4 protein-coding genes are annotated in these 17,240 nt (G+C 76.4%); all 4 read right to left on the reverse strand.

Annotated elements, in window-relative coordinates; genetic code table 11:
* Positions 1-297: 297 nt before the first annotated feature.
* The 4 genes from ACSNOB_RS01900 to ACSNOB_RS01915 all read right to left on the reverse strand — a co-directional run bounded on the left by ACSNOB_RS01900 (position 298) and on the right by ACSNOB_RS01915 (position 17,232).
* Positions 298-1,131 carry an ABC transporter permease gene (locus ACSNOB_RS01900; protein ID WP_436684800.1) on the reverse strand — a complete coding sequence of 278 codons (834 nt, stop codon included), beginning with the start codon at positions 1,129-1,131 and terminating at the stop codon, positions 298-300.
* Complete coding sequence (locus tag ACSNOB_RS01905; RefSeq protein ID WP_436684801.1) at positions 1,128-2,180, reverse strand: ABC transporter ATP-binding protein; 1,053 nt, start codon at positions 2,178-2,180, stop codon at positions 1,128-1,130. Before ACSNOB_RS01905 ends, ACSNOB_RS01900 begins: the two co-directional genes overlap by 4 nt.
* 87 nt (positions 2,181-2,267) lie before the next feature.
* A complete protein-coding gene (locus ACSNOB_RS01910; RefSeq protein WP_436684803.1) occupies positions 2,268-7,760 on the reverse strand; it encodes a type I polyketide synthase in 5,493 nt (1,830 codons plus the stop codon).
* A 25-nt stretch (positions 7,761-7,785) separates the two neighbouring features.
* The gene (locus tag ACSNOB_RS01915; protein WP_436684805.1) at positions 7,786-17,232 is read right to left on the reverse strand and encodes a type I polyketide synthase; all 9,447 of its coding nucleotides are present in this window, start codon (positions 17,230-17,232) and stop codon (positions 7,786-7,788) included.
* Positions 17,233-17,240: the final 8 nt, after the last annotated feature.

A 17,240-nucleotide genomic window follows, 5' to 3' on the forward strand; every position in this document is an offset into this window, starting at 1 on the left:
GCCGGAACGGCATCGCCAGCTACGGCGCGCCGACGTGGACGGCGTCGACGGCGCCGCGGCCGACGATGACCCGCACGTGCGGGTGACCGGCACGCGCGGTGCGTGGGCAGCCACGCCGCCACCCGCAGCGTCGGCCCCGGCAGCCGCCGCGCGGGCGGCAGGAGGTGCTGCTGGCGGGGGCCGCGACGACGTGGCACACGAAGACCTCCGGGTGAGGTGGAACCGGCAAGTCCCACCTCACCCGGAGGTCTCTGTGCGCGTCCGCGGTCACCGCCGGGTCGGCGGCGGCCCGGACGCCTAGTCCATCGCGCGGCGCATGAAGCCGCGCATGCCGATCAGCGAGAACATCACGAAGACGCCGGCGAGCACGGTCATGCAGATCCAGAGCGGCACGGACTCGACCCCCGGCGGGGCGACCAGCGCCCTGGTCGCCTCGCTGATGTAGGTGAGCGGGTTGAGCGCGCAGATCACCTGGTACCAGCGCAGCCCGTCCAGGCCGAGCAGCGGGAACTGGGTCGCGCCGGTGAACATCAGCGGGGTCATCACCACGGTGAACATGATCTGGATGTGCTGCGTCGGCACCAGCGTGCCGAAGGCGAGGCCGACCGCCGCACCGACCAGCGCGCCGACCACCAGCACCCCGATCACCTTGACAACGAGCGCCCAGGGCCAGGTGACACCGAGCATGAGCATGCCGACCGGGATCAGCACCACGCCGGCGATCGTCCCGCGGATGCCGCCGAAGACGATCTTCTCCAGGGCCACCAGCGGAATCGCCATGGGCGACAGGAGGCGGTCCTCGATCTCCCGGGTGAAGGAGAAGTCCATCATCATCGGCAGCGCGGTGTTCTCCAGCCCGATCAGGAAGGCGTTCAGCGCGATGACGCCGGGCAGCAGCACGTTGGCGAAGTCGTCGCTGGCGTAGCCCAGGTCGCCGAGCACCTTGCCGAAGATCAGCAGCATGAACAGCGGCTGGATGAAGACCTGGAGCAGGAAGCCGACCAGTTCCCGGCCGGTGACGAACAGGTCCCGCGAGAGCACCGCCCGGAACGTGGCGAACTGGTCCAGCGCGCGCACCGGCGGCGGCGAGGCCGGAGGCGCGGACGGGGTGGCGGGGGCGGCGACGCTCACCGAAGTTCCCTTCCGGTCAGGTGGATGAAGACGTCTTCCAGGCTCGGCTGGCCGATGTTGAGGTCACGGACCTCGCAGCCCAGGTCGGCGAGGATCTTCATCGCCATCGGGATGGCGTTGGCCGGCTGGGTGCTGGTGTAGACCCGGAAGGAGAGCGGGGCGTCCGGATCGGCGGGCGCGTCGGGGGCCGGCGCGGGCATCGGCATCGGTGGCATGCCGGGGAACCCCGGCGCGGCGGCGGGCACCGGGGCGGTCACCTTGAAGTGCTCCACCTGCTCCACGTCCGGGATCGCGCCGAGCGCGGCCCGCACCTCCTCGGCGGGGGCGCCGGGGGTCACGACGAGGGTCAGGGTACTGCTGCCCGGCAGCGTACGGGTCAGCGCGGACGGGGTGTCCAGGGTGAGCAGCTTGCCGTGGTCGACGATGCCGACGCGGTCACAGAGCTTCTCCGCCTCGTCCATGTCGTGCGTGGTGACCACCACGGTCACCCCGGCCCGCTTCAGCTCGGCGATCCGGTCGTGCACGAAGAGCCGGGACTGCGGGTCCAGGCCCGCGGACGGCTCGTCGAGGAAGAGCACCCGGGGCGAGTGCATCAGCGCCCGGGCGATCATCGTGCGCTGGGCGAGGCCGCCGGACAGGAAGTCGGTACGGTGGTTCGCGAATTCCTTGAGCCCCATCTGCTCCAGCAGCTCGTCCGCCCGCCGGATGCGTTCCGCCCGGGGCACCCGGTGGTACGCCGCGTGGAACAGCAGGTTCTGCCGGACGGTCAGCGCCCGGTCCAGGTTCACCCGCTGCGGTACGACCGCCAGCAGCTGCCGCGCGACAGCGGGCGCGCCGATCACGTCCGCGCCGCACACCTGGGCGCGGCCCGACGTGGCCCGCACCCGCGTGGTCAGCACCCCGATCGTCGTCGTCTTGCCCGCACCGTTCGGCCCGAGCAGGCCGAAGACCTCACCGGCGCCGACGGAGAAACTCAGTCCGTCCACCGCCGGTGGCATGTTGGGCTGGTACCGCTTGACCAGCTCCGTGACCACCACTGCCTCGTCCACGTCGTCATGCTCCGTCCTGGAACGTCGGTCCGATAGATGTACGTGCGCCGATAGGGGGCGCTAGGGGCACGCCAGGGGCGGCACCGGTCACAGGCCCCGCGCGGCCAGCCACCGCTGCACCGTGCCGGCGAGCTCCGGCCCCCGGTCGGCGACCATGCTGAAGTGGTCGCCGGCCGCGTCCACCGCCTCGTGCGGGTACGGCCAGCTGGACCGCCAGCCGTCCTCCTCGCCGTCCCACTCCCCCAGCGGCTCGCTGGCCCGCACCAGCAGGGTCGACGCCGCCATCGGGGCGGGCTGCCACTCCATGAACAGCGGCAGGTAGCCCGCCCAGGCGGTCGTCCGCCAGTCGTCCATCGGCGTGTACGCGCTGTCCCGGTCGATCATCCCGTCGAGCAGCTGCGGCACCCACCGGCCCAGCACCTCGCTGTTCGCCGGGTAGGTGTCCATCAGCACGACGGCGGCCGGCGACCGGCCCTGGCGTTCCAGCTCGCCGGCGAGCAGGTTGGCGACCATCGCGCCGCCGGAGTGACCGGCGAGCACGAACGGGCCGGCGCCGACGGCACGCAGCACCGTGTCGGCGTGCACCCGCAGCAGGGCGTCGAGGTCGGCGGGCAGCTCCTCGCCCACGCCGAAGCCGGGGTTGGGCAGGGCCCACACGTCCCGCACGCCGCGGAAACCGGCGGCCAGCCGGGCGTACTCGTGGGCTCCGGAGAGCAGCGACATGGTGCAGCAGCAGACCAGTGGCGCGCCGGCGCCGCCGCCGGCCAGCCGGAGGATGCCCGCCGGTCGGGTGAGCTGCGCCGGTTCGCTGAAGCTGGGCCGGAACTGGGCGAGCTTGACCAGGAGCTCGGCGTACCCGGCGGGATCCTCGCGCGCCTTGGGCTGGTTGAACAGCCCGCCGAGCAGCCCGCCGCCGGCGCTGCCGGGCACGGGCGCCCCGGGGTCCGGGGCCGCCCCGGCCGCGTCGGCGTCGCCGTCGGCCCCGCCGTCGACGAGCTGGGTGAGCAGGTGGCGGGCCAGCGCCGTCGGGGTGGGGTGGTCGAAGAGCAGCGTGGCCGACAGCTCCGCCCCGGTCTCGTGGCGCAGCGCGTCCCGCAGCTCCAACGCGGTCAGCGAGTCGAAGCCCAGCTCCAGGAAGTCCCGGTCGGCCTCGACCGCCCCGGGCGAGGCGTGCCCGAGCACCGTGGCCACGCGCGCCCGGACCAGGTCCAGCAGGATCCGGTGCCGCTCGGCGGCGGGGGTGCCGGCCAGCCGGTCGCGCAGCACCCGCGCCGGGTCGGCCACCTCGCCGTCGGGTCGGGTGTCCCGTCCGGCGCCGGCCGTCGCTTCGGGTACCCCGCGCAGCAGCGGAGCGGGCCGTACGGCGGTGAAGGCCGGCACGAACGCGGGCCAGTCCAGGTCCGCGACCGCGATGTGGTCGTCGCCGCCGCCCATCGCCTGCTGGAGCGCGGCGACGGCCAGGTCGGGGGCGAGCGGGCGGACCCCGCGGCGGCGCAGCTGCGCCGGGTCGCTGACCTCGTCCGCCCAGGGCACCCAGGCGACGACGGTGGCCGGCCGGCCGGCGGCGCGGCGGCGCGCGGCCAGCGCCTCCAGTCCGGCGCCGGCGGCGGCGGCGACCGCCGCGCCCCCACCTCCCCAGACGGCGGCGGTGGAGGCGAAGACGACGAACTCGTCCACCGGCCGGTCGGCACAGGCCCGGTCGAGCTGCGCCACGGCGGCGGCGCGGGCGGCCACGGCGCCGGCCAGGTCGCTCGGGTGCAGGGCCGCGACCGGCTCGCCGGCCCCGTCGGAGTCGGCGACGTGCAGGACGGTGCGGACCGCGGTGCCGTCGGCGGCCAGCCGGTCCAGCACCTCCGGCAGCCGGTCGGGGTCGTCGACGGCGGTGACGGCGACGCCCGGCCCGGTCAGCCCGGCGGGGGCCGCGGGGCCGGCGAGGACGAGGTGGGTCGCGCCGCGGTCGACGAGCCACCGCAGCAGGTGCGGGGCACGCACCCCCGCCGCGCCGTGCACCAGGACCGCGCCGCGGGGCCGCCAGCCCTCGTCGGCGGCCGGGGCGGCGGGGGCGCGGGACAGCCGCCGCGCGTACACCCCGCCGGAGCGGACCGCGAGCTGGTCCTCGTCGCCGTCGGCCGCGACGAGGCGGGCGAGCGCCGCGAGGGCGGCGTCGTCCGGGTCCGCCGGCAGGTCGACCAGCCCGCCCCACAGGCGCGGTTGTTCCAACGCCAGCACCCGGCCCAGACCCCAGACGTACGCCCCGGCGACGTCGGGCGCGGGATCGTCCGCGCCGACGGCGACCGCGCCCCGGGTCACGGTCCACACCGGCGTGCCGCTCCCGGCGTCGCCGAGGGCCCGGACCAGCGCGGCGGTGCCGGCCAGCGCGGCGGTCCCCCCGGCCCGCTCCCCCGCCGCCAGCAGCGAGACCACGAGCGACGGCGCGGACCCGGCGGGCAGCGCCCGGGCGACCTCGCCCGGGTCGTCGCCAACGGTGACGAGCACCGGGTCGAGCCCCTCGGCGCGCAGGGCGGCCAGCAGCGCCGGGGCGCCGGTCTCCGTCCGGGCCACCACCAGGCAGTCGCGGGTCGCGCCGACGCCGACGGACGGCGCGTCGACGCGCACCCAGCCGGTGCGGTACCGCAGGCCGTCGAGTGCGGACCGGCGACGCCGGCCGTCCCGGTAGGCCGCGAGGGCCGGCAGCAGCGTGGTCAGCGCGTCCTGCCCGTCGGCGTCCAGGCCGAGCGCGGCGGCCAGGGCGGCGGGCCGCTCCTGCTCCACGGCGGCCCAGAACTCCTCGTCCTGGCTGGCGGCGGCGGGCCGGGTGAGGTCGAGGACGGGCGGGTCCGGCCAGTACCGCTCGTGGTGGAAGGCGTAGGTGGGCAGCTCGACCCGGGCGGTATCGGTGCCGGCGAAGAGGGCCGGCCAGTCCACGCCGGCTCCCCGCAGGTCGACGGCGGCGAGCGCGGCGAGGAGGGCGGCCGGCTCCGGCTGGTCGCGGCGGCCCAGCGAGACGAAGGCCGCCGCGTCGGCGTCGGGCAGGCACTCCCGGGCCATCGCGGTCAGCGCCCCGTCGGGGCCGAGTTCCAGGAAGGTCGCCGCCCCGGCGGCGGCCAGGGTGGCGACGCCGTCGTGGAAGCGGACGGTGTCCCGGAGGTGGTCGACCCAGTAGCCCGGGTCGGTGGCCTGGGCGGCGGTGAGCGGCGCGCCGGTGCGGTCGGAGACGACCGGCAGGGTCGGCGGGTGCCAGGTGACCTTCTCGGCCACCACCCGGAAGTCGGCCAGCACCGCGTCCATCCGCGCGGAGTGGAAGGCGTGGCTGACCCGCAGCCGGCGGGTCCGCAGGCCCCGGGCGGCGAGCCGCTCCCCGGCCGCGAGCACGGCGTCCTCGTCGCCGGAGAGCACCACGGAGGCGGGACCGTTCACGGCGGCCAGCGCCACCCGGTCGTCGAGCAGCGGGGCCACCTCGGCCTCGGACGCCCGGACCGCCAGCATCGCCCCGCCGGCCGGCAGCGCCTGCATGAGCCGACCCCGGGCGGCCACCAGGGTCGCCGCGTCGGCCAGCGACAGCACGCCGGCCACGTGCGCCGCGGCCAGCCCGCCGACCGAGTGTCCGAGCAGCTGCTGCGGGCGCAGACCCCACGCGGTGACCAGCCGGTAGGCGGCCACCTCGTACGCGAACAGCGCCGGCTGGGTGAACTCGGTGCGGTCCAGCAGCTCCGCCTCGGGCGAGCCGGGGCGGGCGAAGACCACCTCCCGCAGCGGGCGGCTCAGGTGCCGATCCAGCTCCCCGGCCACCTCGTCGAAGGCGGCGGCGAACACGGGGAACCGGCGGTGCAGGTCGGCGCCCATGCCGGGGCGCTGCGCGCCCTGGCCGGTGAAGAGGAAGGCGAGCTTGCCGGCCGGGCGGGCCACCCCGCGCACCACGCCGGGGGCGGGCCGGTCCTCGGCGACGGCGCGCAGGCCGGCCAGCAGGGCGTCCCGGTCGTCGCCGGTCACCGCGGCCCGGTGCGGCAGCGCCGCCCGGGTGGTGACCAGCGAGTACGCCACGTCGGCGGGGGTCAGGTCGGGGTGGGCGGCCAGGTGGTCCAGCAGCCGGCGGGCCTGCCCGGCCAGGGCCGGCGCGGACCGGGCGGAGACGATCCAGGGGGTCGGCGGGGCGGGCGTACCGGCCGGCCGGGCGGCGACCGCGTCCGCCTCGGCGGCCTGCTCGATGATGACGTGCGCGTTGGTGCCGCTGATCCCGAACGCGGAGACGCCGGCCCGGCGCGGCTGCCCGGTGTCCGGCCAGGGCTGCGCCCCGGTCAGCAGGGACACCGCCCCGGCGGACCAGTCGACGTGCGGGGTGGGCTCGTCCACGTGCAGGGTCGGCGGCAGCACCCCGTGCCGCATGGCGAGGACCATCTTCATCACCCCGGCCACGCCAGCGGCGGCCTGGGTGTGCCCGATGTTCGACTTGATCGACCCCAGCCACAGCGGCCGGCCCGCCGGCCGGTCCCGCCCGTACGTGGCGATCAGCGCCTGCGCCTCGATCGGGTCGCCGAGGGTGGTGCCCGTACCGTGCGCCTCCACCACGTCGACCTGGTCGGCGGTCAGCCCGGCGTTGGCCAGAGCCTGCCGGATCACCCGACGCTGGGCGGGGCCGTTGGGGGCGGTCAGCCCGCTGCTGGCCCCGTCCTGGTTGACGGCGCTGCCCCGCACCACGGCGAGGACGGGGTGGCCGTTGCGGCGGGCGTCGGAGAGCCGCTCGACCAGCAGCATGCCCACCCCCTCGGACCAGCCGGTGCCGTCGGCGGCGGCGGCGAACGACTTGCACCGGCCGTCGGTGGACAGCCCGCGCTGCCGGGAGAACTCGACGAAGACCGTCGGGGTGGCCATCACCGACACCCCGCCGGCCAGCGCCAGCGTGCACTCCCCCAGCCGCAGCGCCTGACAGGCGAGGTGCAGCGCGACCAGGGACGAGGAGCAGGCGGTGTCCACGGTGACCGCCGGCCCCTCCAGCCCCAGGGCGTACGAGATCCGGCCGCTGGCCACGGCGGCCGCGCTGCCGGTGCCGAGGTAGCCCTCGACGCCGCCGCTGACGCCGGAGAGCAGCGCGGCGTAGTCGCCCTGGCTGCTGGTCGCCGCGTACACGCCGGTGGGCGCGCCGCGCAGCGTGGTCGGGTCGATGCCGGCCCGCTCGAACGCCTCCCAGGCGGCCTCCAGCAGCAGCCGCTGCTGCGGGTCCATGGCGAGCGCCTCACGGGGGCTGATGCCGAAGAAGGCGGGATCGAAGTCCCCGGCGGAGTAGAGGAAGCCGCCCTCCCGCACGTACGACGTGCCCCGGCTGTCGGGGTCGGTGTCGTAGAGCGCGCCCAGGTCCCAGCCCCGGTCGTCGGGGAACGCCGACATCGCGTCGGCGCCGGCGGCGACGAGGTCCCACAGCTGCTCCGGCGACCCGACGCCACCGGGGAACCGGCAGCTCATCCCGATGATCGCCACCGGCTCGCCGAGCGCGGCGGTGAGCTGCTGGTTCTGCTGCTTGAGCTTCTGGTTGTCGAGCAGGGACGCGCGCAGCGCGCTGACGACCTCGTCCAGGGACACACTCATCGGGGGCTCCTCAGGGCGGGCCGGGTCACGAGTCGGACCCTTCCAGGGCCATCCGGACCAGGCCGGCGACGTCGAGTTCGTGGATCTGGGCCTCCGGCGCGGCCGGGGCGGCGGGCGCCACGGCCACCGGGCCGGCGCTCGTACGGGCCAGCTGGAGCAGCTGGTCGAGCAGGCCCGCCTGGCGCAGCTCGTCCAGCGGGATCGCGGCGAGGGCCCGACGGACCGTCTCCTCGTCGCCGCCGTCGCCGGCCTCGGAGTCGGTGTCGGGGAAGAGCTCCTCGTACAGGTGGTCGGCGAGGCCGGCCGGCGTCGGGTAGTCGAAGACGACCGTGGTGGGCAGGTCGCGCCCGGTCGCCGCGGTGAGCAGGTTGCGCAGCTCCACGGCGGTGAGCGAGTCGAAGCCGAGGTCCAGGAAGCCCCGGTCGGTCTCGATCACGTCGCCTGACGTGTGGCCGAGCACCTTCGCCGCGTCGACCCGCACCATCTCCAGCAGCGCGGCCCGTCGTTCGTCGCCCGGCAGCGCCCGCAACCCGGCGAGCAGGTCCGGGCCGGCGGGCGCCGGCACGTCCGGCGCGTCGGCCGGGGTGGCGGCCAGCGCGCGCACGGCGGGCAGGTCGCCCAGCAGCGGGCTGGGCCGCAGCGCGGTGAACAGCGGTTGGAAGGTGGCCCAGTCGACGTCGGCGACGGTGACGCAGGTGTCATCGGCCGCCAGGGCGTGCCGCAGGCCGGCCATCGCCACGCCCGGCGGCATCACCCGCAGGCCGCGGCGGCGCAGCTGCTCCGCCGCGCCGTCGGTGTACATGCCCGACTCGGTCCACGGGCCCCAGGCGACGGAGGTGGCCGCGAGGCCCCGGCCGCGCCGCCACTCGGCGAGCGCGTCCAGGTAGGCGTTGCCGGCCGCGTACGCGCCCTGCCCGCCGCTGCCCCACACCGCGGAGATGGACGAGAAGAGCACGAACGCGTCCAGCTCGGCGTCGCCGAGCAACTCGTCGAGGTGCTCGGCGCCCGACAGCTTCGGGGCGATGACGTACGCCAGGTCCTCCAGGGTGGTGTCGGCCAGCGGCACCACCTCGCTGACCCCCGCGGCGTGTACCACCGCGCGCAGCGGCGGGCCCTCCCGCCGCAGGTCGGCCAGGAGCGCGGCCATGGCGGCCCGGTCGGCGGCGTCGCAGCGGGCGACCCGGCAGTCCACCCCGAGGCCGGTCAGCTCGGCCAGCAGGTCGGCCGCGCCCGGGGTGTCGGTGCCCCGCCGGCTGGTCAGCACCACCCGCTCCGCGCCGGCGCCGGCCACCCAGCGGGCCACGTGCCCGCCGAGCGCGCCGGTGCCGCCGGTGATCAGCACCGTGCCGCGGGGCTGCCACGGCTCGGGCTCCCCGGCGGTGACGGCCGGGACGAGCCGCCGGACCAGCACGCCGGACGCGCGGACGGCGAGCTGGTCCTCGGCGCCGCCGCCGGTGAGGATGCCGCCGAGCCGCATCGCCGTCCAGGGATCGACGGTGGTGGGCAGGTCGACCAGCCCGGCCCAGCGGGCGGGCTGCTCCAGCGCCGCCACCCGGCCCAGCCCCCACAGCATCGCCTGCCGGGGGTTGGCCGGGACGTCGCCGTCGCCGACCCCGACCGCGCCCTGGGTGACGCACCAGAGCCGGGCCCGGGCGTCGAGGTCGGTCAGCTGCTGGAGCAGGTGCACGGTGGCGGCGAGGCCACGGGGCAGGGCCGGGTGCTCGGCGTGCGGGGCGTCGTCCAGGCCGAGGAAGGAGAGGATCGACAACGGCTCGTCGGCCGCGCCGAGGGCCTCGGTGAGGACGTCGGCGAGCCGACCGCAGAGCTCGTCGGGGCCGGTGGCGGTGTCGACGGCCACGGTGGTCACGTCCCCGCCGAGGGTCCAGGTGCAGGAGTGCAGGTCCGGGTCGTCCGCCCGGTCGGCGGGCAGCAGCACCAGCCAGCGGCCGGCGTCCTGCTCCGCCGTGGTCTCCGCGACGGGCTCCCAGCGCACCCGGTACCGGCTGCCGTCCACCAGGGACCGTTCCCGGCCACGCCGCCGCCACGCGGACAGGGCCGGCAGCACGGCCTGGAACGGCTGGTCGGGACGCACGTCGAGATCGCGGGCCAGCGAGTCGAGGTCCTCGGCCTCGACCGCCGCCCAGAAGCGGCGCTCGACCTCGGTGCGGTCGTCCTCGGCGGCCAGGCTGGCCCACGGCGGCGGCTCCGGCCAGTAGCGCTGTCGGTCGAAGGCGTACGTGGGCAGGTCGACCCGCTGGGCGCCGGTGCCCTCGTACAGGGCGGACCAGTCCGGCGGGACACCGTGCGTGTGCAGCGCGGCGACCGCCCGCAGCAGGGTGGCCGCCTCGGGACGCTCCCGGCGCAGGGTGGGCACGACCAGCGGGGCCCGGCCGCCGGTCGGGGCGCCGTCGGCGAGGACGGCCTGGGCCAGGGCGGTCAGCACCCCGTCCGGGCCGATCTCGACGTAGCCGGTGACGTGGTGGTCCCGCAGCGCCGCGACGGCGTCGGCGAAGCGCACGGCGTCGCGGGCGTGCCGCACCCAGTACTCCGGCGTGCCGATCTCCGTCGCGTCGACCGGCGCGCCGGTGACGGTGGAGATCATCGGGATGGTCGGGGCCTGGTACCGCAGCCGGCCGGCGACGGCGGCGAGGTCGTCGAGCACCGGGTCCATCAGCGGACTGTGGAACGCGTGGCTGACCGTCAGCCGCCGGATCCGTACGCCCCGGGCGGTCCACTCGGCGGCGAATTCCTCGACGGCGTCGCCGGCCCCGGACACCACCACGGCGGCGGGGCCGTTGACGGCGGCGACCGAGACCCGGTCGGCGCGGTCGCCGAGCGCGGCGGTCACCTCGGCCTCGGTGGCGGCGATGGCGAGCATCGCGCCGCCGGCCGGCAGCGCCTGCATCAGCCGGCCCCGGGCGGCGACCAGCTCGGCGGCGTCGGCCAGGGAGAGCACCCCGGCGGCGTGGGCGGCGGCGAACTCGCCGATGGAGTGCCCGGCGACCGCGGCGGGGCGGACGCCCCACGCCTCGAGGAGTCGGAACAGCGCCACCTCGACGGCGAAGAGCGCCGGCTGGGTGAACTCGGTCCGGTCCAGCAGCTCCGCGTCCGGGGTGCCGGCCTCGGCGAAGAGCACCGGCTTCAGCGGGCGGGGCAGGTGCGGGTCGAGGGCGGCGCAGACCTCGTCCAGCGCGGCGGCGAAGACGGGGAACGCCTCGGCCAGCTCGCGGCCCATCCCGGCCCGCTGGGCCCCCTGGCCGGAGAACAGGTACGCCACCTTCGGCCGTGGAGCGGCCGCGCCGGTGACCAGCAGCGGCGAGTCCTCCCCGGCGGCGAGGGCGCGCAGCCCGTCGCCCAGCGTGGACGGGTCGGTGGCGAGGACGACGGCCCGGTGTTCCAGGGCGGCCCGGGAGACCACCGAGGACCAGCCGACGTCGACCGTCGGCGGGGCCTGCGGCCCGGTCAGCTGCTCGGCCCAGCGGGCTGCCTGGGCGGCCAGCCCGGTCGCGGTGCGTCCCGACAGCAGCACGGGCACCACCGGCAACCGGGCCGGGTCCCCCGCCGGCTGTTGCGCGACGGACGGCTCCGGAGCCTGCTCCAGGATGGTGTGCGCGTTGGTGCCGCTGATCCCGAACGAGGAGACGGCGGCCCGGCGCGGGTGGTCGGTGACCGGCCACGGGCGGCCCTCGTCGAGCAGCTCGACCGCGCCGGCGGTCCAGTCCACCTGGTTGGTCGGCTCGTCGACGTGCAGGGTCCGCGGCAGGTAGCCGTGCTGAAGGGCCAGCACCATCTTGATGACTCCGGCGACCCCGGCGGCGGCCTGGGTGTGCCCGATGTTGGACTTGATCGAGCCGAGCAGCAGCGGCTGGTCGGCCGGGCGGTCCTGCCCGTACGTGGCGAGCAGCGCCTGCGCCTCGATCGGGTCGCCGAGCCGGGTGCCGGTGCCGTGCGCCTCGACGGCGTCCACCTCGGCGGCGGCGAGGCGGGCGTTGGCGAGGGCCTGCCGGATCACCCGCTGCTGCGACGGCCCGTTCGGCGCGGTGAGGCCGTTGGACGCGCCGTCCTGGTTGACGGCGCTGCCCCGGATCACCGCGAGCACGGGGTGGCCGTTGCGGCGGGCGTCGGACAGCCGCTCGACCAGCAGCACGCCGAGGCCCTCGCCCCAGCTCGTGCCGTCGGCGGCGGAGGCGAACGCCTTGACCCGGCTGTCCGGGGCCAACCCCCGCTGCCGGCTGAAGCCGACGAACACGCCGGGGGTGGACATCACGGTGACGCCGCCGACGAGGGCGAGGGAGCACTCCGTCTGGCGCAGCGCCTGGCAGGCCCAGTGCAGCGCGACCAGCGACGAGGAGCAGGCGGTGTCCACCGACACGGCGGGCCCCTCCAGCCCGAGGGTGTACGACACCCGGCCGGAGAGCACGCTGCCGGCGTTGCCGGTCATCAGGTGCCCCTCGGCGCCCTCGGCGCTGTACATCAGGTTGCGGTAGTCCTGGTAGTTGGTGCCGACGAAGACACCGGTGGGGCTGCCACGCAGCGCGGTCGGGTCGATCCCGGCCCGCTCGATCGCCTCCCAGGACGCCTCCAGCAGGAGCCGCTGCTGCGGGTCCATGGCCAGGGCCTCGCGGGGGCTGATGCCGAAGAAACCGGCGTCGAAGTCGGCGACCCCGGCGACGAAGCCGCCCTCCCGGGCGTAGCTGGTGCCCTCGTTCTCCGGGTCGGAGTCGAAGAGCCGGTCGAGGTCCCAGCCCCGGTCGGTGGGGAACTCGCCGATCGCGTCGCCGCCGGCGGCGAGGAGCTGCCACAGCTGCTCCGGGCTGTCCGCCCCGCCGGGAAGCCGGCAGCTCATCGCCACGATGGCGATCGGCTCGTCGTCCGCGGCCGGGGCGGCCGGGGCGGGAGCGGCGACGTCCGGCGCGACCCCGGTGAGCAGTTCGTCGAGGTGCGCGGCGAGCACGGTCGGGTTCGGGTAGTCGAAGGCGAGCGTCGCGGGCAGCCGCAGGTCGGTGGCGGTGGCCAGGAAGTTGCGCATGTCGACGGCGGTCAGCGAGTCCAGGCCGAGGTCGCGGAAGGGCCGGGTGGCCGGGATGTCGTCGGCCGCGCCGTAGCCGAGCGCGGTCGCCGCGCACTGGCGGACCAGCTCCAGCAGCGCCGCCGAGCGCTCCGCCGGGGAGCGCCCGGCGAGCCGCCGGGCCAGCGCCGACGGTACGTCCGTCTCCTCCGCGCCGGTCTCCGGCGCGTCCGGCCGGGTGGCCTCCCGCACCTCGGCGAGGTCGCCGATCAGCGGGCTGGGCCGGACCAGGGTGAACGCGGGGGCGAACCGGGTCCAGTCGATGTCGGCGATGACGGTGGTGGTCTCGCCGCGCCGCAGCGCCCGCGCGAGAGCCTCGACGGCCAGGTCGGGATCCATGCCGACCATGCCGCCACGGCGCAGCCGCTGCTGGGCGCGTTCGTTGTCGGCGGGCAGGCCGGCGCCGCTCCACGCGCCCCAGGCCACCGAGAGGGCGGGCCGGCCCTCGGCCCGGCGCCGCTCGGCGAGGGCGTCGAGGAAGGCGTTCGCCGCCCCGTACGCGCCCTGCCCGGCGTTGCCGGTGGTGCCGGCGACCGAGGAGAACAGCACGAAGGCGTCGAGGTCCAGGTCGCGGGTCAGCTCGTCCAGGTGGACGGCGGCGAGGCTCTTGGGCCCGGCGACGGTGTCCAGGCGCTGCGGGGTGGCGGTGTCCACGATCCCGTCGTCGAGGACGGCGGCGGTGTGCAGCACGGCGCTCACCGGGGCGTCGCCGGGGACGCCCGCCAGCAGGTCGGCCACCTGCGCCCGGTCGGTGACGTCGCAGCGGGCCACGGTGACCCGTACGCCGAGGTCGGTCAGCTCCGCCGCCAGCTCGGCGGCGCCCGGGGCGTCCTGCCCGCGCCGGCTGGCCAGCAGGACGTGCGCGGCGCCGGAGCGGGCCGCCCAGCGGGCCAGGTGCCCGCCCAGCCCGCCGGTGCCGCCGGTGATCAGCACGGTGCCGCGCATCCGCCAGGCGTCGTCCGGCGTCGCGCCGGGCGCGGGGGTCGGTTCGGGCTCGGTGATCCGGGTGAGGCGGCGGGCGAATACCCCGGAGTCGCGGACGGCGAGCTGGTCCTCGCCGCCGCTGTCGCCGAGCGCCGCGCAGAGCCGGATGCCGGTCCACGGGTCGAGGGCGTCCGGCAGGTCGACCAGGCCGCCCCAGCGGTCGGGGTGTTCCAGGGCGACCGCGCGGCCGAGGCCCCAGACCGCGGCGGCAGCCGGGTGCGGCGGCGGGTCTCCGGCGTCGACGGCGACGGCCCGCCGGGTGGCGCACCACAGCGGCGCCTCGACGTCGAGCGACCCGAGCGCCTGCACCAGCAGGACGGTCCCGGTGACGCCCAGGGAGGTGGCGGGGTGTTCGGGGTGTGCCCGCTCGTCCAGCCCGAGCAGCGACAGCACCGTGGCGGGGCCGCCGTCGGCGGGGAGCGCGGCGCGCAGCAGGTCGGCCAGTTCCGCCGGGTCGCCGGTCGCGTCCACCTCGACGGGTACGACGTCCGCGCCGACGCTGCCGAGCGCGCCGAGCACCTCGACGACGATCGGCTCGTCGGCCAGCGCGGCGGGGATCGGGACCAGCCAGGTCCCGTCGAGCCGGTCCAGCGGCAGGTCGGGCAGGGCCGGCCAGGTGATCCGGTAGCGCCACTGGTCGATGTCCGGCTCGCCGTCCTGCTGGGCGGGGAAGACGGGCGGCGCGGGCCAGTACCGGTGGTGGTCGAAGGCGTAGGTGGGCAGGTCGACGGTCGGGGTGGCCGCGAGGACCTTCGTCAGGTCGACGGGCAGGCCGATCGCGTGGGCGGTGGCCAGGTTGGTCAGCAGGCGCGTCGGGTCGTCGTCACCGCGGCGCAGGCTGCCCAGGGTGTGCCCGGTAGCACCGGTGTCGTCGAGGATCGCGGTGACCGGCATGGTGAGCACCGGATGCGGGGAGATCTCCACGAACACGCTGTGCCCGGCGGCGATGGCGACGCGCACGGCGGCGTCGAACCGCACCGTCTGCCGCAGGTTGTCGTACCAGTAGTCCGCCGTCATGCTTGCGGGCTCGACCCAGTCCCCCGTCAGCGTCGACACGAGGCGGGTGTGACCCGCCTGGGGGACGATGTCGGCCAGATCGGCGCGCAGTTGTTCGGCGACCTCCTGCACCGCCGGCGAGTGCGACGCGTAGTCCACCGGAATCAACCGCGCCCTGATGCCCTCGGCCTGACACGCCTCGACCAGGTCCGCGACCGGCTGCGGCGGACCCGACACCACGACGGTCGACGGGCCGTTGACGGCGGCGACCCCGACGCCGGGGAACGCGTCCAGGCGGGCGGTGACGGCCTCGGCGGACAGGTCCACCGACGCCATCGTCCCGGTCCCCCGCAGCACCGTCAGCGCCCGCGACCGCAACGCCACCGCCCTCGCCGCATCCTCCAGGCTGAGGATGCCCGCCACGCAGGCCGCGCCGATCTCACCCTGCGAATGACCGACCACCGCCGCCGGGGTGACGCCGGCGTGCTGCCAGAGCGCGGCGAGAGCGACACCGACGGCCCACAGCACGGGCTGCACGACCTCGACGCGTTCCAACCACGACTCGTCCTCACCCGTCAACACCGAGACGAGATCCACGTCCAGATACGGGGCGAGAGCACGCTGGCACTCGGCCAGCCGCGCGTCGAACACCGGCGCACGACCCACCAGACCAGCCGCCATCCGCGCCGACTGCGCACCCTGACCCGGGAACACGAACACCGGACCGGCGGGGTGGGACGAGGCCACGCCCGTGACCACGTTGGCGGCCGGCGCACCGGCGGCCAGCGCGTCCAGGCCCGCCAGCAGTTCCCGGGTGTCCGCGCCGACGACCGACGCCCGGTGGTCGAACGTGGACCGGGTCGTGGTCAGGGACCACGCCACCGACGCGGCGTCGAGGTCGCCGTGCTCGCGCACGTACGCGGCGAGCCGGGCGGCCTGGTTCGCGAGGGCGGCCTTCGACCGGGCCGACACCGGCCAGAGGAGCGCGTCGGCGGCGACCAGTCCGGGGGCGGGGTCGGACGGGCGGTCCTCGGCCGGCTCGTCCGGCTGCTCGATGATCACGTGGGCGTTGGTGCCCGAGATGCCGAATGAGGACACGGCGGCCCGCCGGGCCCGGCCCGTCTCGGGCCACGGTCGCGCCTCGGTGACCAGTTCCACCGCGCCCGCCGTCCAGTCGATGTGCGGGGACGGCGCGTCGACGTGCAGCGTCGCCGGGACGATCCCGTGCCGGATGGCCAGCACGGTCTTGATCACCCCGGCGACGCCGGCGGCGGCCTGGGCGTGGCCGATGTTCGACTTCACCGAGCCGAGCAGCAGCGGCGCAGCCTCCCCGCGGTCCTGCCCGTACGTGGCGAGGAGCGCCTGCGCCTCGATCGGGTCGCCCAGCTTGGTGCCGGTGCCGTGCGCCTCCACGACGTCGACGTCCGCCGTCGACAGCCGGGCTGAGGCGAGGGCCTGGCTGATCACCCGCTGCTGTGCCGGCCCGTTCGGCGCGGTCAGCCCGTTGGACGCGCCGTCCTGGTTGACGGCGGAGCCGCGGACCACCGCGAGGACGCGGCGGCCGTTGCGGCGGGCGTCCGACAGCCGCTCGACCAGCAGCCAACCGACCCCCTCGGAGAACCCGGCGCCGTCGGCGGACGCGGCGAACGACCTGCACCGCCCGTCCGGCGAGAGGGCGCGCTGCCGGCTGGATCCGATGTAGAGGCCGGGGGTGGCCATCACGGTCACCCCGCCGGCCAGGGCCAGGTCGCACTCCCCCGCCCGGAGGGCCTGCACGGCGAGGTGCAGCGCCACCAGCGACGAGGAGCAGGCCGTGTCGATGGAGACGGCCGGCCCCTCCAGCCCGAGGGTGTACGACACCCGGCCCGACGCGACGGCCGCCGCGCCGCCGGTCATCGAGTGCCCCTCGTCGCCGTCCGGCGACATCATGAGCAGGGTGCCGTAGTCCTGCCCGTTGGTGCCGACGAACACCCCGGTCCGGCTGCCGCGCAGCGAGGCCGGGTCGATCCCGGCGGCTTCGACGGCCTCCCAGGACGTCTCCAGCAGCAGCCGCTGCTGGGGGTCCATGGTCAGCGCCTCGCGGGGCGAGATGCCGAAGAAGGCGGAGTCGAAGTCCCCGGCCCCGTCGACGAACCCGCCCTCCCGGGCGTACGAGGTGCCCGGGTGGTCGGGGTCGGGGTGGTAGAGCCGCTCCAGGTCCCAGCCCCGGTCGTCCGGGAACGGGGTGACGGCGTCCCGGCCGTCCCGCACCAGCTCCCACAGGTCGTCGGGGTTGCGCACCCCGCCGGGCAACCGGCAGCTCATCGCCACGATCGCCACCGGCTCCAGTTCCTGGGACTGTGCCTCACTGAGCCGGCGGCGGGTGTCGTGGAGATCCGCCATGACCCGCTTGAGGTAGTCGCGGAGCTTGTCTTCATTGGCCATCGGAGTGC

Source organism: Micromonospora sp. URMC 106, from assembly GCF_051386395.1.
In the GTDB taxonomy this organism is placed as follows: Bacteria; Actinomycetota; Actinomycetes; order Mycobacteriales; family Micromonosporaceae; genus Micromonospora.